The 22953-nt window shown below is 39.0% G+C and carries 17 protein-coding genes; 6 read left to right on the plus strand and 11 right to left on the minus strand.

The features are described 5' to 3' along the window. Positions 1-1402, minus strand: a 1402-nt coding sequence (locus ABJV04_RS05955) for a hypothetical protein (protein WP_348490394.1), incomplete at its 3' end; no start/stop codon positions are given. 270 nt (positions 1403-1672) lie between these two features. On the opposite strand from ABJV04_RS05955, the gene ABJV04_RS05960 reads away from it, so the two are divergent. Both ABJV04_RS05960 and ABJV04_RS05965 read left to right on the plus strand, forming a co-directional pair. Further along, positions 1673-3718 (plus strand): alpha/beta fold hydrolase, encoded by a 2046-nt coding sequence (locus ABJV04_RS05960; RefSeq protein WP_348490395.1) that lies wholly within the window; start codon positions 1673-1675, stop codon positions 3716-3718. Positions 3719-4150: 432 nt separating this feature from the next. Next, the gene (locus tag ABJV04_RS05965; protein WP_348490396.1) at positions 4151-5392 is read left to right on the plus strand and encodes a saccharopine dehydrogenase NADP-binding domain-containing protein; all 1242 of its coding nucleotides are present in this window, start codon (positions 4151-4153) and stop codon (positions 5390-5392) included. Between the two features lie 1016 nt (positions 5393-6408). On the opposite strand, the gene ABJV04_RS05970 is transcribed toward ABJV04_RS05965, so the two are convergent. Further along, positions 6409-6603: a CsbD family protein gene (locus tag ABJV04_RS05970; RefSeq protein ID WP_348490397.1), complete on the minus strand. Its 195-nt coding sequence runs from the start codon at positions 6601-6603 to the stop codon at positions 6409-6411. A gap of 316 nt (positions 6604-6919) precedes the next feature. Between ABJV04_RS05970 and ABJV04_RS05975 the strand changes: the two genes are divergently transcribed. Continuing rightward, positions 6920-8536, plus strand: coding sequence for a Na/Pi symporter (locus tag ABJV04_RS05975; RefSeq protein WP_348490398.1), 1617 nt, complete (start codon positions 6920-6922; stop codon positions 8534-8536). Positions 8537-8546: 10 nt separating this feature from the next. Here the strand turns inward: ABJV04_RS05975 and ABJV04_RS05980 are convergent, their stop codons facing one another. After that, positions 8547-9641: a glycerol dehydrogenase gene (locus ABJV04_RS05980; protein ID WP_348490399.1), complete on the minus strand. Its 1095-nt coding sequence runs from the start codon at positions 9639-9641 to the stop codon at positions 8547-8549. 253 nt (positions 9642-9894) lie between these two features. Between ABJV04_RS05980 and ABJV04_RS05985 the strand changes: the two genes are divergently transcribed. Next, positions 9895-10839 carry a DnaJ C-terminal domain-containing protein gene (locus ABJV04_RS05985; protein ID WP_348490400.1) on the plus strand — a complete coding sequence of 315 codons (945 nt, stop codon included), beginning with the start codon at positions 9895-9897 and terminating at the stop codon, positions 10837-10839. Position 10840: 1 nt separating this feature from the next. Continuing rightward, a complete protein-coding gene (locus tag ABJV04_RS05990; RefSeq protein ID WP_348490401.1) occupies positions 10841-11140 on the plus strand; it encodes a chaperone modulator CbpM in 300 nt (99 codons plus the stop codon). Between the two features lie 70 nt (positions 11141-11210). Here the strand turns inward: ABJV04_RS05990 and ABJV04_RS05995 are convergent, their stop codons facing one another. The 4 genes from ABJV04_RS05995 to ABJV04_RS06010 all read right to left on the minus strand — a co-directional run bounded on the left by ABJV04_RS05995 (position 11211) and on the right by ABJV04_RS06010 (position 17777). Next, on the minus strand, positions 11211-13241 hold the full coding sequence (locus tag ABJV04_RS05995) for a metallophosphoesterase (RefSeq protein WP_348490402.1): 2031 nt from the start codon (positions 13239-13241) through the stop codon (positions 11211-11213). A 407-nt stretch (positions 13242-13648) separates the two neighbouring features. Beyond that, positions 13649-16378 (minus strand): aconitate hydratase AcnA, encoded by a 2730-nt coding sequence (gene acnA / locus ABJV04_RS06000; RefSeq protein ID WP_348490403.1) that lies wholly within the window; start codon positions 16376-16378, stop codon positions 13649-13651. A 316-nt stretch (positions 16379-16694) separates the two neighbouring features. Next, entirely contained in the window at positions 16695-17381 is a 687-nt protein-coding gene (locus ABJV04_RS06005; RefSeq protein WP_348490404.1) for a transporter substrate-binding domain-containing protein, read from the minus strand. 141 nt (positions 17382-17522) lie between these two features. Continuing rightward, positions 17523-17777, minus strand: coding sequence for a hypothetical protein (locus ABJV04_RS06010; protein WP_348490405.1), 255 nt, complete (start codon positions 17775-17777; stop codon positions 17523-17525). Between the two features lie 136 nt (positions 17778-17913). On the opposite strand from ABJV04_RS06010, the gene fabA reads away from it, so the two are divergent. Continuing rightward, on the plus strand, positions 17914-18432 hold the full coding sequence (gene fabA / locus ABJV04_RS06015; RefSeq protein ID WP_348490406.1) for a 3-hydroxyacyl-[acyl-carrier-protein] dehydratase FabA: 519 nt from the start codon (positions 17914-17916) through the stop codon (positions 18430-18432). A 70-nt stretch (positions 18433-18502) separates the two neighbouring features. On the opposite strand, the gene rmf is transcribed toward fabA, so the two are convergent. The 4 genes from rmf to ABJV04_RS06035 all read right to left on the minus strand — a co-directional run bounded on the left by rmf (position 18503) and on the right by ABJV04_RS06035 (position 22934). Continuing rightward, positions 18503-18679 carry a ribosome modulation factor gene (gene rmf / locus ABJV04_RS06020; protein WP_216046599.1) on the minus strand — a complete coding sequence of 59 codons (177 nt, stop codon included), beginning with the start codon at positions 18677-18679 and terminating at the stop codon, positions 18503-18505. A gap of 311 nt (positions 18680-18990) precedes the next feature. Further along, a complete protein-coding gene (locus ABJV04_RS06025) occupies positions 18991-20745 on the minus strand; it encodes a DUF3466 family protein (RefSeq protein ID WP_348490407.1) in 1755 nt (584 codons plus the stop codon). Between the two features lie 69 nt (positions 20746-20814). Then, complete coding sequence (locus tag ABJV04_RS06030; protein WP_348490408.1) at positions 20815-22704, minus strand: ABC transporter ATP-binding protein; 1890 nt, start codon at positions 22702-22704, stop codon at positions 20815-20817. Then, positions 22701-22934 carry a glutaredoxin family protein gene (locus ABJV04_RS06035; protein ID WP_348490409.1) on the minus strand — a complete coding sequence of 78 codons (234 nt, stop codon included), beginning with the start codon at positions 22932-22934 and terminating at the stop codon, positions 22701-22703. The genes ABJV04_RS06030 and ABJV04_RS06035 overlap by 4 nt, the downstream gene beginning before the upstream one ends. Positions 22935-22953: the final 19 nt, after the last annotated feature.

Genomic DNA, 22953 nt, shown 5'->3' on the forward strand with positions numbered 1-22953 from the left:
CATCGACTGTAAAGTCACTGGTAACTAAACTGATTGTTAATGGGCTTTTTACTATATCGCTAGCCTCAACTTTCCCCTTAGCATTCGCTTTCCAAGGCGTATTTGCTTCTTTCACTAAGTTGAAATCAAGTTGGCTAGTAGCGGTATCCATTGTAGCCAAATCCGTGTTTAATTTGGATATTTCTAAGACGTTGGTGCCGCTAACCTGGATCTTCTCAGCTTGTTTTTGCATCTTCCCTGAGGCTGCAACATTCAATTCCGCAGCAATGAGTTGTTGGTCAACGAAAAGCTCAGTGGCTTCAGTCTGAAGTGTGATTTGATAGTCTAACTTGGCATCCATTTGCGTGTTTAATTCAATATCCTTTAATGTCAGTTTCAACGGATTTTGTAATGAACTGGAGATGAGATTTATCTCTGGAATGCCTATATTTGTGGCAGTAGCCGTGTTGATTTTAGGGATATCTATTGACCAAGCGTCTAGTTTTAGCAGTTGAGTAACCACGTCTGCTTGAGGACATTGTTTTATGGAAAATTGGGGTTTTAATTGACTAAGATCGACTTGCACCGCCAAAGGTGTAATTAGCAGACTTCCTTTAATTTCACCATCGAGTTGCACTGGGATCTTACAGTCTTCAAAGGTTATGACATTGTTGAGGGTAATCTCATGCTGACTGTTAAGCTCTGAGCCTGTGAATTCAAAATTGCTATGAATTGGAGTATCCAGCATAGATTGCCAATTAGTAAAATAGTCTTGGTAAGGTTGGATGAAACTCTCAAGTTGCTTACTTTGCGACAAAAATAGATTAGCAGACCATATTAAATCCCCACTAATTATGCCTTTACCTTGATGTTTAGTGACAAACAGGTCTGCTTCTACATCTCCCCGAATGGCTAATTCAGAACGATTGGGTTGAAAAATACGAATGTGTAAAGGTTGTTCCATAAGATATGAGTCAACACGAATTTGCTCAATAGTTATTAATGGCAACATCTCTGGAAGTGCCCACAACTCTTGTAGGTCATTATTTTGAGTTGGCTTAGGAGTTAAAGTTTGTAGGTTTTGTTTATGGGACACAGAAAGGCTGTCAATTTTCACACTGGCTTGGTTCAGGTAGCTAGCTTTTGCGAATAAACTCGGTCCAATAAAATACTTTGCCTGTTGAAGGTTAATTTCCACATCAGCAGACTCGATACACATTGAATGGATATTAATAAAGGGGGTTGTACCCAAGTCGAAGTCCAAACAGGTAATTGATGTATCTTCAGCTAACCAGAAATCACTCAACCAAATAACCAAGCTATTTCTAAATAAGAATCCACATAGAAAAATTACGAATGTCAGCAAAACTAGCCGAGGAAGAAAGCCATTGAGTAAATAACGGGATGTCTTTTTTGCTGTCACTAACAAGCGTTTCCTGAATTGATGATGAATGTACGCAGCAGATAAATGTTATTACGACTAAAAGCGAGATTAGATCTACCGTTACATTAGTTTGTTTATCAAATATTTCCTGCAAATACTATCATAGGGTGTAATAGGATAGGGCATATTCTTTGATGAAGTTTTGTTGTATAAAATTTGTGCTATATTCAGTGGGTGGCATTCTAGGGATAGTGGTTCTTCTCATGTTGTGTTGCCTCATATTACACACCAAAACTAATAGGGAATATTATGCGACAGCACATGCATTATTTACTGACAGCTATCATACTTGCCAGCCTAATTAGCTGCTCATCTCAGACACCAACACCACTAACAGACAGAGTTGATCAAGCTACACCCATTATTCCAAGAGATACATTATTTGGAAATCCAAGTAAATATCAAGGTAGATTGAGCCCAGACGGAACCAAAATAAGTTTCCAAGCGCCTCTAAACGGTGTAATGAACGTTTGGTTAGGGCCTCGGGATGAAGCTAATAAGGCAAAACCGATTACCCAAGATACTGGGCGAGGGATACCGAGTTATTTTTGGGCGCTAGATAATAAACATATTATGTATATTCAAGATAAGAATGGCGATGAAAACTGGCATATTTATCGTATCGACTTAAACACTAATGACATCTTAGATTTGACCCCTTTTGAGGGGGTTCGAGGAGATTTTATTGGTCAAAGTGAAGATACACCAGGCATAGCGATTATCGGTATGAATGATCGAGATCCTAAATGGCATGATGTATATCGCGTTAATATAGTGACTGGTGAACGGGAGTTATTAGAGCAGAACCCTGGTTTTGCATTTTATACTATTGACCACGAACTGAATGTTCGATTGGCAACAAAAGCGATGGATGATGGATCATACCAGGTACTGAACAAGCTCAACGATCAGTGGCAGCCATGGTTCACCATACCTGCCGAAGACGCTCTAACCACGCAGATTTTGGGATTTGATGGAGATAATCAAGGCATCTATCTGTTAGACAGCAGAAATCGAAATACCTTAGCACTGGTGCATATGAAGTTGGGCGAAAGCCAAGTAAAAGTCATAGCAACTGATAGTGAAGTTGATGTATCTAATGTATTAATTAACCCTATCAGCCATGAGCCTTTTGCTTATGCGCTGGATGTCATTAAACCGGTTTGGTTTGCAATTGATCCTTCTTTTAATTTAGTTATTGAAAAGTTTAATCAGCAAATTTCTGGTGGTTCACAAGTACTAGCATTATCACAGAACAATAAATATTGGACGGTTTTTACCGACGATAGTAATCGTTCACCGCTATATAAAGTATTTGATTCTGAACTTGGTACTTTGAATGAGCTTTTTGTTACTCGCCCAGAGGTCAATGAATTTGCGCTCACAACAATGCATGGGGTAAAAATTAAATCTCGGGATAATATGGAATTAGTTAGCTATCTTTCCGTACCTGTAGATGCCGATCCTGACCAAGATGCCGTTCTTGAGCAGCCCGTTCATATGATTCTATTGGTCCACGGAGGCCCTTGGGGACGAGATGTGTATGGGTTCAATTCACTCGTTCAGTGGTTAACTAACCGAGGTTACGCTGTTTTACAGGTAAACTTTCGGGGATCAACTGGGTTTGGAAAAGATTTCATAAATGCAGCCAATAAACAATGGGCAGCAGCCATGCATAATGATCTATTGGATGCTAAACAGTGGGCTGTTGATAATGGTATTACCCGTGACGATCAAGTTGCAATCATGGGGGGCAGTTATGGCGGTTATGCTACTCTCGTGGGATTAACCTTTACACCTGAGGCGTTTAAGTGTGGAGTCGATATTGTTGGACCCTCAAATTTAGTCACTTTAATGGACTCCATTCCTCCTTACTGGGAAAGCTTTAGGAAAGTTTTATACAACGCCATTGGAGATCCGACAACAGAACAAGGTTTAGCGTTGTTACAGGAGCGTTCGCCTTTGACTCACGTCGACAAAATCGTTAAACCCTTGCTGATTGCGCAAGGAGCGAATGATCCTCGAGTCAAGCAAGCGGAGTCTGATCAGATTGTAAATGCAATGAAAAAGCGTGATATTCCGGTTACCTATGTACTATATCCTGACGAGGGTCACGGATTTCAGAAACCAGAAAATAATCTATCATTCTATGCTGTGAGCGAAGCCTTTCTTAGCAATTGCTTAGGCGGTTCAGTGCAACCCGTTGGCGATGATTTTGATAATTCGAGTATTGAAATCATTCATGGATTAGATTTTATCCCCAGTATTAAAAACCATATAGATAGCGATCAATAGTACTGGTCATAGTCATAGAGACGTCAAAAACAACGAGTTCTGACGTCTTTTTTTGTTATTTACTATTTAATTGTAAGACATTGTTTTAACCAATACAGCTGACAGCAAAAAGCAGATAGTTTGCATATGAGCTATAAAGGTTATGTAATGGACATATACTCTGAATTAGCTTTCAGTCATCGTAATTAAATCAGATAGCCGTTTTAAAAATCCTTTTCCCTTTTAACATAAATTAACACCTTTACATAAACTCATAGGGTCTAATATTGCACCGCAACTTTAGAATTAGACTTGAATAAACTGCCTTATTGGATAAAGTGTTAATGATGTTTTTACAAAACCAGAACAGTTATTTCAGTCAATACTATTTAAGATCTGTATTCAAAGAATGCATCAAAAAAGCGCAATAAAAATCAGCCACAAGGAATAGTTATGTCCCAGTCTCATTACGATCTCATTATTTATGGCGCTACTAGTTTTGTGGGTAAATTACTTGTTGCACATTTACTCCATCGACATGGCGTTGAAGGTGATAAAAGTGGAGCAGGGCGCATACGCTGGGCTATAGCAGGGCGTAATCAATCGAAGCTAAATCAGCTTAAACTCGCTCTTAGGGAAATGACGATACCGACAGTAATAGCCGATGCCAGTGATCGTGACGCGTTGGATGCTATGGTTTCGCAAACAAAAGTGGTTGTTTCTACTGTAGGGCCTTATGCGATATTCGGTTCAGAGCTAGTTGCGGCCTGTGCTGCAAGTGGTACCCATTATTGTGATTTGACCGGCGAAGCGCAGTGGATACGACGAATGGTAGATACCCACGAGTCGAAAGCTACGGAAACTGGGGCCAAAATTGTTCACAGTTGTGGTTTTGATTCGATCCCATCAGATTTAGGTGTCTGGTTTATTCAGCAGCAGGCACTGGAATCATTTGGTGAAACCTGTTCGCGAGTACGATTATTAGTTAAAAACATGCGCGGTAGTGCCAGTGGCGGAACAGTTGCTAGTGCGCTAAATGCGATAGCTGAACAAAGCAAAGATCCATCTGTTGCATTGGAAATGGCGAATCCGTATTCCATAGCGCCACTGGATTATCGTCATGGAATCAAACAACCACAAGTTATTACCCCTGAATTTCATAAAGCTAGCGGTAATTGGTTAATACCTTTTGTAATGTCTGTGATTAACACGCGCATTGTACATCGCAGTCATGCATTGTTAGGGCAACCTTGGGGCAAAGATTTTCGGTATGATGAAGCGGTGATGGTAGGTAGTGGTACTCTAGGTTGGTTAAAATCTGCAGTCGCTTGTGGTGCCATGGCATCAGGCATGAAAGCCATGGAGTTCAGTATGTTACGTGAATTTGCAGCCAAACAACTACCTCAACCAGGTGAAGGCCCAAGCCCTAAAGAGCAAGAACAGGGTTGTTTTAACATCCTACTTTTTGGGGAAACAGCAAGCGGTAAGACAATCGAAACCCAGGTAACCGGTGATCGCGATCCGGGTTATGGCTCGACCAGTAAAATGTTAGGCGAAGTGGCCGTTGCTTTAGCTCAGGATATGGGGTCAAGCAAACTTAAAGGCGGGTTTTGGACACCATCCACATTATTTGGTGATGAACTAATAGACCGTTTAGTTAAACATGCCGGTTTGACATTTGTCCGTCTAAACTAATATTTCGTAGCGTATTTGGAATCCGTAATTTTGGACAAAGTTCTCACATTCAACAATCTCAAAGTACGTCTAAAGCAAAGTATCGAATTAAAGTAATTCATCGGGTTTTAAGCAAAATAACAGAGTGAAAATCAATAAGCATTTAACGATACAGATGTAATTATCGGCTCATCCAAAACGCTTTATTTCAACAGATCTAAACTTTCCAAAAATAAGAGTTAAACGAATAATAGTCTCCGCTATTTGTTGACTTCTGACTCAAACAAAAACTTCAAAACCTTTTCTATCTGAGACCGCAGATCAAACTAAAGTGTTGGTTATTTGTTTTTAGATTAAACGGATCTTACAACACATTCTTTATTTTACTATCCATTAATCTTTCCGCTGTTTTACCTGCAAATAATTTTTGAAAAATAGAAATTAAAAAATAGTGGGAGAGAGTATAAAACTGTATTTCGTTACTTAGATTCAAATCTGACGGCATTGTATGGCGACAGTGAGTACTTATTATCAAAATAATATTTAATTTAACATAATATACATTATACGAATATTACTATTAATGTGGATGGGAGGGCTTCTCGTGCTATTTAGGTAAAAATGACCATCTTTGTTACGCGTCCCTGTGTGTCTGGTTTCGCAATAACTCTCGCAAACTTGCACAGATTTCACGTACAGCACGGTTTGATTTATTGGTTAAATTAGAACAATTGGAAATGAGAATTGATTTGGGAAAATGCCGTTAAAAATATTTGTTAGTTGGATTTAAAAACCTTGGTCATTATCCAATCTTATTTATTGAAATGAAGTTCGATCACCCAGGTTTTTACAACTACGATTTCACGTTGCCGCTTTGTCTAGGAATGGACGAAGTAACACAATTTTTGTGGGGTAAAATTTGAGGTTAGATTTTGCGAATTAATAAGTAACAGAAAATGTGGCCAACATGAGCCGACCACATATTTTACTTATAAGTCACGGAAGTTGCTTTGTGACTCGTTTTATAAATAGACCTATTAGCTATTTAAAAACTTATCGACTTGCTCTTCGGCTTCTTCTTTGGATTTACCGTAAGACTGTTGAACTTTGCCAACTAATTCTTTACGAGTACCTTCCATTTTATCCAGATCATCATTGGTAATTTTTCCCCAATTTTTCTGTACTTTGCCTTTTAATTCTTTCCAATTGCCTTTTACTTGATCATCGTTCATAAAATTCTCCGTTTAAAGTTGAAGTTAGTTAAAACGCTAATTGATTGCACAGTTAAAGGAGCAAAGACTGGACCAGTTAGCGCTAGTAAATGGTAATAGCTAGGCAAATGGCGCAAATTGACTGATTTAAAAGGGATATTTTTTATCCCATATAGTTTTATAGGTTTAAAAATTCGATTTCTCGACTAATCTAATAGCTGCATGTTTGAAAATATTACAGCTTTACTGTGACAAAATTGCATGATTACACCTTTAAAAACTGAACAATTAATTGCTTTACGATTTAAGCTTCGGCATCACATTACAGACATATTGAATGACAGATAAATGGATACTAATTGCTGAGATTTTAGGCGGTATCGGGCTGTTTTTGCTCGGTATGATTGTAATGACTGACGGATTAAAATCTCTAGCGGGTAACCTCATCCGTTTCCGCTTAATGGAGTACACCCGAAGCCCCTACTCTGGCGCTCTTTGTGGCGCGATCAGTACCGCAATCCTACAATCTTCTAGTGCGGTTACGGTTGCTACCGTTGGCTTTGTCAGAGCGGGATTAATGACCTTTAGCCATTCATTGGGCGTAATATTTGGGGCCAATATTGGTACCACTATCACTGGCTGGTTGGTTTTATTATTTGGCTTTAAACTCAAATTAGGGGTCATTGCGTTTCCACTTATTTTTGCAGGCGCACTGCTTCGTCTATTCGCCAAAGCAAATATTGCAGCCTTAGGGTTAACAATTGCAGGTTTTGGGCTAATTTTTGTTGGAATTACTGAGCTTCAAGAAAGCATGTCTACTTTACGGGAATTTTTTGCCTTTGAAGGTTTGTCGGTGTCTACGTTCTCGCAAAAATTGACCGTATTGGGTTTTGCAATCCTTTTTACTTTAGTAACTCAATCATCAAGTGCTGGCGTTGCCGCGGCGTTAACAGCTCTTTATTCTGATTTAATTAACTTTGAAGTGGCGGCCACCTTGGTGATAGGCATGGATATTGGCACAACTGTTACCGCATTAATGGCAACGACCGGAGCCTCTATTGCTGCCAAACGCACTGGCTATTCCCATGTTATTTATAATTTGTTTACTGGAGTAAGTGCCTTAATATTTGTAACACCCTTTGTTATGGCTTGGGAATACATAACAACTCAGTCAATTGTAGAGAATGCCGAGGTCGCTTTAATTACTTTTCATTCCGCTTTTAACTTACTTGGCATTATCATAGTTTTACCCTTTAGTAAGTTGTTTGCAAAGGTAATAGAGAAGCTTATTCGCTCTTCCCATGAGACTAATTCAGAGCAACTTGATGAAAGTCTGCTTAATCAACCTTCTATAGCATTAGATTTAGCTTTGGACTCGTTAAAAAAGCAAATGATGGCATTATTACAAGCAACTGTGGGAGTGTTGCGGACAGATCCCTTAGCGATGACTACTAAACTGGTGGAATTACAAACTGATATCGATATTTCACGGGAATTTATCGACAAAATACCCATAGAAAAGAATGATCACCAGGAGCGACAGCGTCTACTTAATTTGATCCATACCTTGGATCATATGCAAAGATTACATGAACGCTGTGAAGAATTACCGAATCAATCTTTTAGACATTCCTTAAGCTCTAAAAGTGCCCTCCCCGCTGAAATTGCCGATTATTCTGAGCAGTTATGTAAAGCTGTGACGCTATTGAACAATAGCATTCAGCGCAATCAATGGTCTGCCCCATTAAAAGAAGTTTCAATATTGTTTGAACAACTTAGCGCAGCTCATCAAGAGTTCAGGCAAAAAGTACTGACTAAAGTCACCAATGATGAGTTTGATATTATGGATGCGACTAACATGTTGGATACGTATCGCTGGTTAGTGCATGTGGCTAAACACATCGAACGCTGTGCTAGCCACTTATTAGAAGCCAGCGCATTAACTGCTGGCTAGATTTTGAGACTCATAGTTTCTTTCTGCGCCTTCCTTCGGCATCAGCGGCTTTAATACAATGCATAACCTTTCTATGGGTGACCTCATAAGGTTCATTATGAATTGTTTCTCCCTCAGCACAGGCTCTTTTCGCCACCTTTAACAGTTCGTCTTCAGTGGGATCAATCATGCCAATATCTTCAAGACAAATGGGTAACCCTATTGATTGACAAAAATCGAACACTAAATCAATTGTCTTACTGGGTCTATCGGTTAGAAACATCATGGCTTGAAGACCAATTGCGACTTTTTCACCATGATAATAATTGTGGGTAGCGGCAATGGTGGTTAATCCATTGTGAATTGCATGGGCAGCTGCCAAACCACCACTTTCAAACCCTAGGCCGCTTAATAGCGTATTGGCTTCAACAACATGTTCCAATGCTGGGGTAACAATGCTGCTTTCACAGGCGTGTTTGGCATAAACGCCATATTCGAGCAATATTTCGTGACATAACTTGGCTAACGCATAAGCGCTTAAGGGCCCAACTCTGCCGGTCATATTTGTACCGCGTTTAAGTCGACAATCTTCTGCTTCAAACCAAGTTGCAAATGCGTCTCCCATGCCAGCGACTAAAAACCTAACCGGTGCATGGGTAATCACATTGGTATCAACTAAAACCACTTCAGGGTTGTGTGGCAACACTTCATAACGGTTAAATGAACCATCGGTATTATAAATTACAGATAAAGCACTACAAGGTGCATCTGTGGAAGCAATTGTGGGGATCAGTATAATCGGACAATTTTGTTTATAGCCAACAACTTTAGCTGTATCTAGGGTTTTACCACCACCGATTCCAATGATGACGTCAGCAGAATCTTTAGAAAAACGATCACAAAGTTTATTAATTTCATCATCACAACACTCACCACCAAAAAGCTGTAATTTTGAATCGTTAAGTTGCGATAGTGGCTCTTTGAATATTCCGCCGTTGTTATCGGTCACGAATTTATCCGCTATGATTAAAGCACTCTTACCATGCCGAGCTACTTCTTCTGGCAAAATACTTAATGCTTGGTCACCTTGAACATAACGCCCCGGAAATATGGATGTAGAAATCATTGAATTGGCCTCATTTAGTTCGAAGATAAGTATTAATTTAAAGGATCAGCCACGTTTTACGTTGATCTACATCAACAACTTTTACTTATTAGAGGTTCAAACTAGTATTAATAGCTTAATTGCTATTAACAGCAATGTTCGAAGAGGTGCTTTGGTTTTTTCAGTTGTAAGAATGAAATTATCAAACTGCGTGATACAGCTATTTTAGTCCTACAAAATTATTTGCCTGCCAACTATCGTGTAAGGAATATGAATGGATTTTAAAGATTATTATCAAGTTTTAGGTGTTAAAGAAGACGCTGATTTAAAAGAGATAAAAAAGGCCTATCGTAAACTTGCCCTTAAACTTCATCCCGATATGAATGCAGCCCCAGATGCAGAAGTAAAATTCCGTGAAGTAGCGGAAGCCTATGAAGTTTTAAAGGATGAAAATAAACGTGCCGAATACGATCAATTAAAACGGTTTGGTGGTCAAGAACAAGGCTTTGATGTACCACCAGATTGGCAGTCTAGTGGTAACTATACCCATTCTCATGGCGCAGGAAGTGCTGACTTTTCAGATTTTTTTAATTCCATATTTGGCGGAGCAAATCGACAACATCGTCAGTCTCAACAGGCTGAATCAAATCTATATAAAGGCCAAGATGTAGAGTTAGAAGTGCCACTTTTTCTAGAAGAATCTATCAAGGGCATTGTTAAACGAGTTGAATATACTGTACCTAATTTAACAGGTAACAACGTTGAACAGCTTAAAAAGTCATTGGAGGTTAAAATTCCAGAAGGCACCTCTGATGGCGAACGAATTCGAGTAAAAGGTCAAGGCGTACCAGGTAGTGAAAGCAAATTAAATGGTGACCTATATTTGCATATCCGTTTAATTCCCCATCCCTTATTTGATGTTCAAGGTAATAATTTGCTGCTTACCCTCCCCTTGGCACCTTGGGAAGCGGCCTTGGGTACTAAACTCGAAGTACCTACGTTATACGGTAATATAAACCTTAATATCCCTGCGAATAGTCGTTCTGGACAAAAGTTACGTGTCAAAGGTAAAGGACTGAAACACAAGGGGCAACAGGGAGATCTCTTCGCTGTTATTAAAATAGATATTCCCCCTAAAAAAACAGCTGAAACTGAAAAATTATGGTCACAATTGGCAGACGTCGCTAATTTTAATCCCAGAGCAGATTGGAGCAAGTAACATGTCTGAAATTACACTTCACCTTTCAATTCACGAGTTATGCGAATACCAAGAAATTAGCCAAGACTCAATCTATACGATGGTTGAATACGGCATAGTTGATCCTATTGATGGCAAATCTGTTTCCGATTGGATATTTGACTTGGACAGTGTCCACTGGATAAAAAAAGCAGTTCGTCTTAATCAACAAATGCAAATTGATTGGGTAGCAACTGCAATGGTCATTGACCTATTGCGACAAAAAGAGCAACTAAAAAAAGAAAACGACCAGTTAAAAGCAAGATTAAATAGATTACTTTGAAAGCTTATAACTACAAATAAAAAGGTCAGCCATTGTCTAGTGCTGACCTTTTTAAAAGTCATAGCTTGTTCTATTTTGCTATCAAGGCGATCTCTGCATCAGAGGTCAATACAACCCACCAAAGATTCCCCAATTCTGCGCTAAAACCTACAAGTGGATAATCGCTACATGCAGTATCGCGAATTGGAGGTGCAGTTAGAAAGGTATCGTCCCATGCCCCATCTATAACGCATTCCGAAGGTGTTATGGCAGCCCAACTATCTAATTTACGACCTAATTCCACAGTGTTGACGTCGACAGAGTCAGGTACCATGAATTCAACGGCGTATTGGTCTGAAACTGCGTTACTAATATCCCAAGATTTTGTAGCAGATGAAGGTAAAGAAACAACAGGTTTAGCTTCTCCTTCTTCCAAACTATCCAAATTCGGGCCAGACAATGAATACGCAAGGCCTGTATCCACTTCGATATCTTTTTCAAGACCATAATCATCTTGGTACATACCAGTTTGATTTTGTGTGCCACTGATAATTAAGATATCTGAACTAGTTTCTTCGGTGGCGGCAGTCCAGCTCAAAGTTACGTGTTCTTTTAAATCTATAGTTGTCTCTGGAATGATCATTTCATCATTATCATAGTCAGGCACAACGCGATATGCAGCATTTAAATTTGGTGACCAGCTTTCATGTACTTGGAATAACCATTGATAAGCAAGCCTAACGAGGTCGTTTAAGCTTTCAGCTCTTGTAAAACCAGGTGAAAAGCTCATATCACGGGTTCGTGTATCTGTGCGATTAAAAGTGTTGTTCAGTCCTCCTGCTAAACGCGCATATGAACCGTCTTCCGCGTAACATTCATTGGATATGTAACTAGGTTGTAAAACCATAACTGGACGAGTTTCTTGATGAATTGCATTAGGATATACAATAATCTCACATCGGTTTGTAGTTCGAGAAAATTTATCCATCAGTTTCCAGTCTGCGGTAAATGCTTGGTCTGGATCATTAGAGACTGCATTGTGAGTTGCAAAGTATGATTGGTAGTCAATTCGATCATTTTCAAAGGTTAATATTGAAGAATTAACATCATAACCACTGTCTTCAGCAGACGCATTGGTTTGGTTTTTTTGAGAAACGATCATTTGTACTAAATCACGCTCTCCAAAACGAAATTCATATCCTTTATAAGAGGCGTTACCTGTCATGATTTGAGTATACATATCCATGCGGTAGTTACCGCCAGTGGGTGTTGAGCTTGATGGGTAAGTAGTTAGTGTCGTTTTCGCGCTAATTAGTGAGCGTTGATATTGATGCTCGTGACCCTGGACATATATCACATCATATGCAGAAAAAAAGTCTCTTATTTGCGGTTGGACGTCGTATACCCATCCATCATCTTTGGTTCCATCAACTATTTGTTCTAGTGTTTGACCGTATTTAGCTCCTATTAGGCCATCATGACTGGCAACAACTATATGATCGATTTTATCTTCATTAGCTAAAACTGATTGTTGAATCCAATCAAATGCAATAGGCAAGTTATAATAAGCTAATGCGAATATAAGCACATTTTCACGCACTACATAGTAGTTGACCCACTCATAACTGGGCATATGGGTAGCATCTTCTGGAATAAAGTTCGTCATGTTCTTTATCCAGTTATAAGTATAGGCATAACTAGTTTCATGGTTTCCCATTAAGGGGAGAAACTCAATTCCTTGAACAACATAACTATCTGCAACAGAGCGCCATTCAGCAAATTCAATATCACTACCGCCGTCGGTTAAATCCCCTACAGCAATAACCATGTCGACATTTGAAGCTGCCTGATGTTTTAGTAACTCAGACATGGGGTGAATAGATACGTGGGCTTGCCCTTCACTATCTGAACCTCCTTGAGTATCAGGAAGTAAACCTATCTTGAACTGGTTGGTCGATTTCACAATAGGAACAGGCTCAGGTTGTTCAATTGGAACTTCGACAATAACGGGCACTTCTACTTCAACAACTTCTACAATGGTTTTTTCGTCTTCGCAGGCCGACAAAGCTAAAACTAACGCTAAGCAAGTCCCTGTTTTTATAAATCGATTAAATTGAATCACGTTACACTTCCTTTTATTGTTTTGTGGGACTATTGAGTTGAAAGTCGCGGCTACTATATTGGAGCTTTATTGCAAATTAATTAATGAAGTGTGTTACTTAGATGAAGCTTAAATGAACGTTTTGCCTTACTTTGTTTTTAGTGGGGCTAATAAAAAGTTACTGAATAGTGACTATGAAAAGTAATTTTTTTGAACATGCACCTAAAAAATAAGAGTATTTTAGTAAATTTATTTTGTTTCTATTTTTATCTTTAAAAAGGAGCATTAAGTAAACAATATCAACGAGTTCAAGGGTTATGCGTAACTTTGCAGGGGCGGGATTTGAGGTGTTTTATGGGGTCAGATACGTTGATTTTATCAATCTTGATGATAATTTCACGGGATCTGACCCCTATGAGTTTTTTAGATTAAAGTAGTTTTCTAATCACGAATTGCAAGATACCGCCGTGTCTGAAGTATTCAAATTCATTAGGAGTATCAATACGAATATCCGCATCAAAACTAAATGGTTGTTCGTTCACTCGGCGTACATTTACCACAACGCTTTTTTGTTCAGCGGATATAGCGTCGATACTGAAGGTTTCTGTACCGTCTAATTTATAAGTTTCAGCGCTTTGTCCAGGCTTAAACTGCAGGGGTAAAATTCCCATTCCAATCAAGTTCGACCTATGTATTCTTTCATAACTTTGGGCAATCACCGCTTTAATGCCTAACATCAATGGTCCTTTTGCTGCCCAATCTCTTGAACTGCCAGTCCCATATTCTTTGCCCGCAATAACAACTGTGGGTGTTTGTCGTTTTTTATAGATCTCGGACGCTTCAAAAACGGACATTTCATCAGATTCCGGTTGAAGTCTGGTCCACCCACCTTCTGTTTCAGGCGCAAGTTGGTTCTTTAAGCGCACGTTAGCAAAAGTACCTCGCATCATAACTTCGTGATTTCCACGTCTTGAGCCGTAGGAGTTAAAACTGGTTTTATCCACGCCCTCTTGTTGCAAATATTTTGCTGCGGGTGTGTCTAACCCTATGGCCCCTGCTGGTGAAATGTGGTCGGTTGTAACGCTATCACCTAATTTAAGTAGGCATTTGGCATCTTCAATTGCTTCAATTTTAGAGGGAGAAGCCGTCATTTGATCGAAAAATGGTGGCCTTTTTACGTAAGTAGAATCCGGCCAATCGTAGATATCTGAATTAACCGCTTCAAGTTCATCCCAGATTTTACCACCATCGTAAATTGAACCATATTTTTCACTAAACATGTTTTTATTTACAACTTTATCAACCATAGCATTTACTTCTTCATTACTAGGCCAGATATCTCTTAGGTAGACAGGCTTACCGTCTTGACTGGTGCCTAAAGGCTGTGAGGTCAAATCAATATTCATATTGCCGGCTAAAGCATAAGCGACCACAAGAGGTGGTGAAGCAAGGTAATTTGTTTTTACTTCCGGATGAATTCGCCCTTCAAAATTTCGGTTCCCAGAAAGTACTGAAGAAACGGTTAAATCACCGGTTGTAATAGCATCGGATATGGGATCTGGAAGAGGTCCTGAGTTACCGATACAAGTTGTGCAGCCATACCCTACTAGATTAAAACCTAATTGATTAAGTTCGTCACTAAGTTGGGCTTCATTTAAATATTCAGTTACAACCTGTGATCCAGGTGCAAAGCTGGTTTTTACCCATGGATGCACTTTTAAGCCTAGTCTGTTGGCATTTTTGGCTAGTAATCCTGCAGCAACTAGAACCGAAGGATTCGATGTGTTGGTACAACTGGTGATTGCAGCAATGACAACTGCCCCATCTTCAACATTAAATGTTTCGCCGTTGTACTGGCATTCTACCTTCTTGCTGATGGGCTCTTGCCCTTGCCCTCCTTCATTTTCATAACGACCTTCAATGGTATCTTTGGGTGCTACGTTTAGATCCGATTGATCTGAAACCCACTTTTTGAAACTGCTAGCTGCATCTTCTAAAGCGATTCGATCTTGAGGTCTTTTCGGACCAGCAATTGAAGGTACAATAGTCGACAAATCCAAATGTAATTTGGCGTGGTACTGGGCTTCACTCAAACTTTCTGAGCCCCACATATTTTGCGCTTTGTTATATTGCGTGATGTATTCTATTTGCTCTTCACTTCGGCCGGTTAAGCGCAAGTAAGTAATGGTTTGTTCATCAATGGGAAATAACCCACAGGTTGCCCCATATTCTGGTGACATATTGGCAATGGTTGCTCTATCTGCTACGGATAAATGTTGTATGCCTTCGCCAATAAACTCGACAAATTTACCTACTACGCCGAATTCACGTAATTGTTGTGTAACCGCTAATACCATATCTGTTGCCGTCACCCCTGGTGCGAGTTTGCCAGTAAGTTCCATTGCAACTACTTCAGGGATTAACATCGTTACTGGCTGTCCTAACATGGCGGCTTCGGCTTCAATGCCGCCTACACCCCATCCCATTACACCTAGTCCATTGATCATAGTGGTATGTGAATCTGTACCCACCAATGTATCTGGGTAAAGTACCTTACTATTGTCCTTTGCGTTTTCGTTATCGTCAGCGAAAGTAACTCGTGCCAGGTACTCTAAATTTACTTGGTGAACAATGCCTTTTCCTGGTGGTACAACTTTAAAGTTGTTAAACGCTTTTTGTCCCCACTTTAAAAATTGATAGCGCTCTTTATTTCGTTTTACTTCAATGGCTGTGTTGTGTTTAAAGGCATCTTTGTTACCAAACTCATCGACCATAATTGAGTGATCAATAACCAAATCAACAGGCTTTAAAGGATTGATCTTAGTTGGATCACCGCCAAGATCATTCATTGCATCACGCATTGCAGCTAAATCGACAACTGCCGGTACGCCAGTGAAATCTTGTAAGATAACCCGAGAAGGTACAAAAGCAATCTCGGTACTTGACGCTGCAGTGTTATCCCATTTACTCAAAGCATCTATGTCTTCATTTTGTACAAAATCGTTGTGACTGTGCCTAAGTAGGTTTTCAAGCAGAAGCTTAGCGGTTAAGGGCAGGCGTTGCAGGGCGTCCGGTGATGCAGCCTTGTTAATATCGTAGAACAGGTATTCGTTATCACCGATAGTAAGGTTAGATTGATACTTTGAAGATAAATCCATAATGCTTCCTTTTTTGTATGCAATTAAAACGGGACGCGAGAGGACAAAAATAGACCGAATAAAGGTTCGATATAATCCTCATATATTGGTTCCATAAATTTAATGATTATTAATTACCGCTAGCATGAAAAGTTGCGAACTCCCATGCTAAGGATCTTGTTACCAAGTTTAATCTTTATATTTATATTTATATTTTTATTGCAATTTGTTAGCCAATTGAGCGCTGGCAATGGATTCGGGGGAAGGATCGTTAAACAGAGGGATTTTATCTATAAATTATTCACTAATTGTAAAAGTTACACTGATATGAAACTCATTATTTATTGGAATAGTAGTTTTCTCTGATTTTACTGAAGTCGCCATTTTGTTTTCCGGCTATTATTATTTGTTCAATCTCTGCTTGTCGTGAGGTGAATTTAGACGATTTACTCAGGCCAAAAAAGTAATTACGTCGAGCTTCAGGCTGATAAAGAGAGGGAACTATAGTTATCTCACTTTCTAAGGTTTCCAATAACTTGTATGTACTAGCAGCAAAATGCACAAAACCGTCCACTCTGCCTTTTTCTAACAATCCAATTTTCTGTTTTAAAGTGGATACGCTAACCGTCTTAGGTCGATCATTTAAGCTCAGTTCAGGAAAGTAACTTCCTCTTGTTGTCACGGCAAAGGTAGATGTTTTGAAGTTATCGACGGAGGTCATTTTGTATTGATCTTGTAGCTTCACAAATACAGTATTTTGGATAGATTCATAGCTTGGCTGAAGAATAATAAACGATTCATCTGGTGATGCGTAATGGTGTACACCTGCAATCAGATCTAAATGTCCATTTTTAAGCTCAATCAAACGGCGTCCAAATGGTAAAGGCGTAATTTTTAAATCTGCACCTAATTTATTGGCTATGTACTTTAGATATTGAGCGTGCAATCCGTCTGGAAATTCAGGGGATACAGAAGAATGTAAAACCTCTTTTGAGACGACTATTCCAGTTGAGAAAAGGAACATTAACAATATACTGCATAAAAATCTGAAACCTTTAATACTCAAAACCCCTACTACCTTTACTACTTGTTATAATCTGTATTTTTACAGACTAATTAATCTATCACCTTAACATCGTTTATTGCATAAAAATGCGAATTGTGACTAACGTTTATGATCTTTAAGCCATTCATTTAGTAATTTAATTTGGCCACACTTATAAGCCGCGTACGTAATTCTTAATGCGTTCGATAAGACTTCATTATCGGTCCAGTTTGTTTTTTCTCGTATCTCATCATAACAACTCATGGCATCTTTTGTGACATAACCACGAACTTGTTTGTGCCCTAATTCTTTTTGACGCTGCCGGTAGCGTTTTTGCTTTTCGGCATTGGCTACTTTTTTGAGGTTTTTTTGCATTTAATCAATTTTCAATTAAGTTTAAACATATAATGACTATAAAATACCAGTTTGTTAAGAAAATTTCACTGTTCAGAGTTGTTTAGCTTACAAGTGTTCGCTAAATTAGAGCCTTTATAAACTAGAAGAAGCCTAAATGAGTAATTTTAAATCAAGTTTTAGTCGAGAAGATCTATTAGCGTGTAGTCAAGGGGAGCTTTTTGGACCAGGAAACAGTCAGTTACCTGCTCCGAATATGCTGATGATGGACCGTATTGTTACCATAAGCGAAACTGGCGGAAAGTATGACAAAGGTTATATTTTGGCTGAATTAGATATTTCTCCTGATCTTTGGTTTTTCGACTGCCATTTTCCTGGTGATCCCGTTATGCCTGGTTGTTTAGGCCTTGATGCCATGTGGCAATTAGTTGGGTTTTTCTTGGGATGGTGCGGTGGTCCTGGCAAAGGTCGCGCGTTAGGTGTGGGTGAAGTGAAATTTACTGGCCAAATACTACCTACTGCCAAAAAAGTCACTTACAAAATCCATATGAAGCGAGTTATTAAGCGTAAATTGTTTATGGGAATGGCTGACGGTGTGGTAGAAGTTGATGGTAGAGAAATCTATGCTGCCGATAACCTTAAAGTTGGGTTGTTCCAAGATACGAGCAGCTTCTAGGTGTTCTAAGGGATAGTTGCTTCGTCTAACTATCCCTCCAAATTACAAAAGCCCCTTTCGGGGCTCATTTTTAACGGCTATTTAAACCTATGTTGCGGTCTTCGATAGCTTCTCGCCATCCTCCTAACCACTCGGAACGTGATTCCGTTGTTTGAAATGGACAGATTTCTTTAGAACGTCCGGAAATTCCTGCTTGATAGCCTTTTGAATGAGCTCGGGAAAGTTTATCGCGTTTTTGTCTTTTCATTGAGTGACCTCTTATTGAAAAAAATACTTGTGATTATCTGAACCACATAACTGAGACTATCTTAACCACGAAAGGGTTCAATATGTTATTGCATAAAAATTTACCGGTTTTCAATAAATATATGATTAGTTTAGGTTTTTACCTTTACATCAATTTTGAATATAGGCAGTCTTTTTAATTTCTATTTGATATTACAATTTTGTGACGTCACTGGGTGCGGGGCTTAGCTAGAGATTTAACAAAAAACAAAAAAAAGCCCCGACATAAGAGTCGAGGCTTTAAAAAGATTCGAGAGCAATTTTAGCAGGCGTTTATGACTTTAATTTTTGTCTTAAGCGGCCATAAAATCCAAATAAAGCTAAACCAAGTAAATAGTAGATACTCCCACCTTTTCTCTCAATGACCTCTGTGGTTAAATGACAGTCATCGATGCTACCACCAGGAATCGGCACTAACTTAACCGCCACTGACATATTTTCAAAAATAGTATTACCACGGGCATCTAAGGCTAATTCACCGTTTATTGCTGTACGTTCACGATAAATTACTGCAGTAGCTGTGATTTCATCATTATCGTTAATATCAACACCTTGAACTATGGTGTATGGCGTATCACAACTCAACAGCTCATTTACGTTAGTAAATTCATCGCTATTAATATCGTAAAGAAACGCTTCACTTCTGCGAGTGCCGATTAAATCAGTATCAATCTGCCCTTCTCCAACGACTAAGCCGTTGTTATTAATTCCTCTGGCAACACTTGATGAGCTTTCAAAAAAGTCATCTGGAAAATCTAGCACGTCACCGCGATAGTCATAAACGAAGAATTTATTTCGAGAAGTCCCGTTAATAATTATATTCGCATAACCTACCACCATGTCGTTGTCATTGATGTCTAATGCGGTACTTTCAATGTATTCTTCATCACTAACAAAGCCCACGACTTCATCACCATCAAATACAGCCGCTTTATTTACAACAACACTCTGTGAGTCTTGATAATAGTCATTAGATACACCTACAGCGATACCGTTATTATTGATGGCATTAGCTCGGCTACCATAAAACGTTTCATCACCTGGAGCAGGTTCAATCAAAGTACCAAGCTCTCTGCTATTAAGAAGTTCTCCGCTAGCATTAAACTCCCATATAATTGCTCTACGCTTAAAGGTTTGATCAATGGGATAGCGATTTCCAACTGCATTAGCGAGTCTACCGCGTATATTATTCTGATACTGGTCTCTAAGTTGTCTCAGACAATACTCTAGAGGAATATCCCCTCTTTCATTTTTGTCGTCACAAACATCTACCACATCGTCGAAACCATCGACATAATCTACTGAACCGTAACCCGCTACTTCAAAACTATCGTTAATATCATTAGCAACACTAATACCACCTAACAAATCTTCAATTGGCGGTACTTCGATTGTGACACCGTTAATATCCATAAATCCGCGTACTAGAAAATCTTGAACGTGGTACTGAAGATTAAGGCCGTCTTCGTTACGATAGTTAATTTTATAAAATGGGGCTTCAGCAAATCCTACGGTAGCAGAAAAGTTATTAATGCCGGTCGTAAGGGTATCTGCGCTTTTGGTATAACCTTGCAGGTCTTGATCAATAACATCAAATCCAAACTTTTCTTCTACTTCGGTATTTTCTAATACGTAACTCTGTACCCTCGCAATTTGCTGCAAAAAGGGATTTGTAGAGTCATTACTTTGCGGATAAAAAGTACTGGAAGTGGTTGCATCAGACGTGATGAAACTATAAAGAATTAACAAGTCATCATCGTTGATATTTCCCACTGACGCGCCATCGGCATCGGTAAGTAAATTGATCAACGTTTCGTTTTCAAAGTCAATTAAGTCAACATCTATAGGAGGATCGAAGGGATCCGAAATGGAAGCTGCAACATCTCCTTTATCATTGATGGCTCTAGCATAGCTGTTGACGCCTTTATCTCTTAAAGGTAACTCTACAACTTCATATTTTGCTGCTTGCGCTGAACAAACGGTTAGCGCACAAAGGGTTAGCCCAGAGGCCAGCCGATTTATTTTCATTACATATCCTGTAAATTACTGCTTAATTAGCTAATTTCGGTATTTAGATATTGTAAAACCATTAGGTTCTTACATACCTTCTAGCTCATCCCATCTTGCATATGCTTTTTCTAAAGAACTTTCACATTCGGCCAGTTCGTTGATAGCAAGATTAAACTCGTCTTGGGACTGCTTAAAAAATTCCGGATCATTTATTTTAGTCTGTAATAGCTGAACTTCATTTTCCAGCTTTTCAATTTCTTGTGGTAAAGAATCGAGTTCTAATTGGTGCTTATAAGACAGTTTCTTTGTCTTTTTTAATACCGGTTGTGATTTAGGACTCGCTGATTTTACAGAAGTTTCGTCTTCTGTGGTTTTTTTTTCTGTCTGATACCAGGTTTCTATATCAGTATAACCGCCCACAAACTCTTTAAGTTCACCATTACCCTCGAAAAACAGGCTAGATGTTACGACATTATCAACAAATTCTCTATCATGACTTACTAAAATAACCGTCCCTTGGTAGTTTGAGATTAAATCTTCAAGCAATTCCAAGGTTTCAACATCTAAATCATTGGTTGGTTCATCGAGGATCAGAATATTTGACGGTTTCAATAATAATTTAGCTAGTAATAGTCGGTTTTTCTCACCACCAGAAAGAGACCTGACTGGCGCGTTCACCCTATCAGGGGTGAATAAGTAGTCCTGTAGGTAACTCATAACGTGCTTATATTGGCCATTGACCAAAAGATCACGTTTACCGTCACCCACAACATCTATGACGCTTTTATCTAAATCAAGAGCCAACCTATGCTGATCAAAATAAGCGACTTCTAAATTTGCGCCTTGTTTTACATAGCCAGATTGAGGCTGCAAATCACCAAGCAACAGCCGAATGAGGGTACTTTTTCCACAACCGTTGGGACCTATTAACGCTAGTTTATCTCCGCGAAACACATTCAATTCTAGATTATTAACAATAATCTTATTATCGATTTCATAATGGAGATCGGCTGCTTCAAATACAATTTTACCCGAAGAACTACTGGTACTAACGGTAGCTTTGGCCCTTCCTTGTAATTTATTCCGTTGCGAGTGCTCTTGTCGTAAAGCTTTTAGTGCACGTACTCGTCCTTCATTACGGGTACGACGGGCTTTAATTCCCTGTCTAATCCACTGTTCTTCTTGAGATAATTTTTTGTCGAATTCTGCATTAGCATTTTCTTCGTTTCTAAGATCTTCGGCTTTTTTATCTAAGTAGGTTTGATAATTACCTGGGTAACTGGTGAGGTTACTGCGATCTAAATCGACGATTCTTGAAGCAACAGCTCGAATAAAAGCTCGGTCATGACTAACAAAGACCACCGCGCCTTTGTAATCCTTTACTATGCCCTCGAGCCACTTAATCATATGAATATCTAAATGGTTGGTTGGCTCATCTAGTAATAATATATCTGGATTTCCCACCAATGCTCTAGCTAAAGCTGCCTTTCGACGCCAACCTCCAGATAATGAAGACAGTTGCTGATTACCATCTAAACCTAACAGGGTAAGCACTTGACTAATTTGCTGTTCAAATTGCCATGCATCTTGGTGTTCTAATTTATGTTGAAGTTGTTCTAATACTTGTAGATTTTTATCCGACGGGTCTGTGGAGACTAAATTAATTTGATGGAAATAGGCTTTTAAAAGTTCGCCGGTTTCAGCCATTCCTTCAGCGACATAATCAAATAAGGTTGATTCTACGCTCTCAGGTGGGTCTTGAGGTAAACGAGAAATTTTCACATTTGGTGAAATAATACGTTGACCATCATCTAAGGGTTGCTCCCCTTCCAACACTTTTAATAAGGTGGATTTTCCGCATCCGTTACGACCGACTAAACAGATTCTTTCGCCAGGATGAACAACCAGCTCACCTTTATTTAAAATGGCAGGGTGTCCAAACGAAAGCTGAGCATTTTTTAATTGTAACAAGCTCAATCTAAAAACTCCTTTAACTGCTGCAAATCAAATGGCCAGCCTAGTTCTTTTTGGTTATCTTCACGTTTAATCACAGGAATACGAGCACCGTATAAATGGAATAATTGGTGATCAGATTTTACGTCCATTTTGGTAATTTCTAAATCGTAACTTGATTCCACTTGTGCCAACAAAGCATCAGCTAGGTCACATAAATGGCATTCTTTTCCAGAATAAAATGTTAACTGCATTAAGTTATTTTCTCGTTAT

Source organism: Aliiglaciecola sp. (genome assembly GCF_039982535.1).
In the GTDB taxonomy this organism is placed as follows: Bacteria; Pseudomonadota; Gammaproteobacteria; order Enterobacterales; family Alteromonadaceae; genus Aliiglaciecola.

What these genes read in the sequence shown, in the direction of transcription:
- ABJV04_RS05960 (WP_348490395.1), top strand. Translation starts at nt 1,673, where the DNA reads ATGCGACAGCACATGCATTATTTACTGACAGCTATCATACTTGCCAGC.
- ABJV04_RS05965 (WP_348490396.1), top strand. Translation starts at nt 4,151, where the DNA reads ATGTCCCAGTCTCATTACGATCTCATTATTTATGGCGCTACTAGTTTT.
- ABJV04_RS05970 (WP_348490397.1), bottom strand. Translation starts at nt 6,603, where the DNA reads ATGAACGATGATCAAGTAAAAGGCAATTGGAAAGAATTAAAAGGCAAA.
- ABJV04_RS05975 (WP_348490398.1), top strand. Translation starts at nt 6,920, where the DNA reads ATGACAGATAAATGGATACTAATTGCTGAGATTTTAGGCGGTATCGGG.
- ABJV04_RS05980 (WP_348490399.1), bottom strand. Translation starts at nt 9,641, where the DNA reads ATGATTTCTACATCCATATTTCCGGGGCGTTATGTTCAAGGTGACCAA.
- ABJV04_RS05985 (WP_348490400.1), top strand. Translation starts at nt 9,895, where the DNA reads ATGGATTTTAAAGATTATTATCAAGTTTTAGGTGTTAAAGAAGACGCT.
- ABJV04_RS05990 (WP_348490401.1), top strand. Translation starts at nt 10,841, where the DNA reads ATGTCTGAAATTACACTTCACCTTTCAATTCACGAGTTATGCGAATAC.
- acnA (WP_348490403.1), bottom strand. Translation starts at nt 16,378, where the DNA reads ATGGATTTATCTTCAAAGTATCAATCTAACCTTACTATCGGTGATAAC.
- ABJV04_RS06005 (WP_348490404.1), bottom strand. Translation starts at nt 17,381, where the DNA reads ATGTTCCTTTTCTCAACTGGAATAGTCGTCTCAAAAGAGGTTTTACAT.
- ABJV04_RS06010 (WP_348490405.1), bottom strand. Translation starts at nt 17,777, where the DNA reads ATGCAAAAAAACCTCAAAAAAGTAGCCAATGCCGAAAAGCAAAAACGC.
- fabA (WP_348490406.1), top strand. Translation starts at nt 17,914, where the DNA reads ATGAGTAATTTTAAATCAAGTTTTAGTCGAGAAGATCTATTAGCGTGT.
- rmf (WP_216046599.1), bottom strand. Translation starts at nt 18,679, where the DNA reads ATGAAAAGACAAAAACGCGATAAACTTTCCCGAGCTCATTCAAAAGGC.
- ABJV04_RS06025 (WP_348490407.1), bottom strand. Translation starts at nt 20,745, where the DNA reads ATGAAAATAAATCGGCTGGCCTCTGGGCTAACCCTTTGTGCGCTAACC.
- ABJV04_RS06035 (WP_348490409.1), bottom strand. Translation starts at nt 22,934, where the DNA reads ATGCAGTTAACATTTTATTCTGGAAAAGAATGCCATTTATGTGACCTA.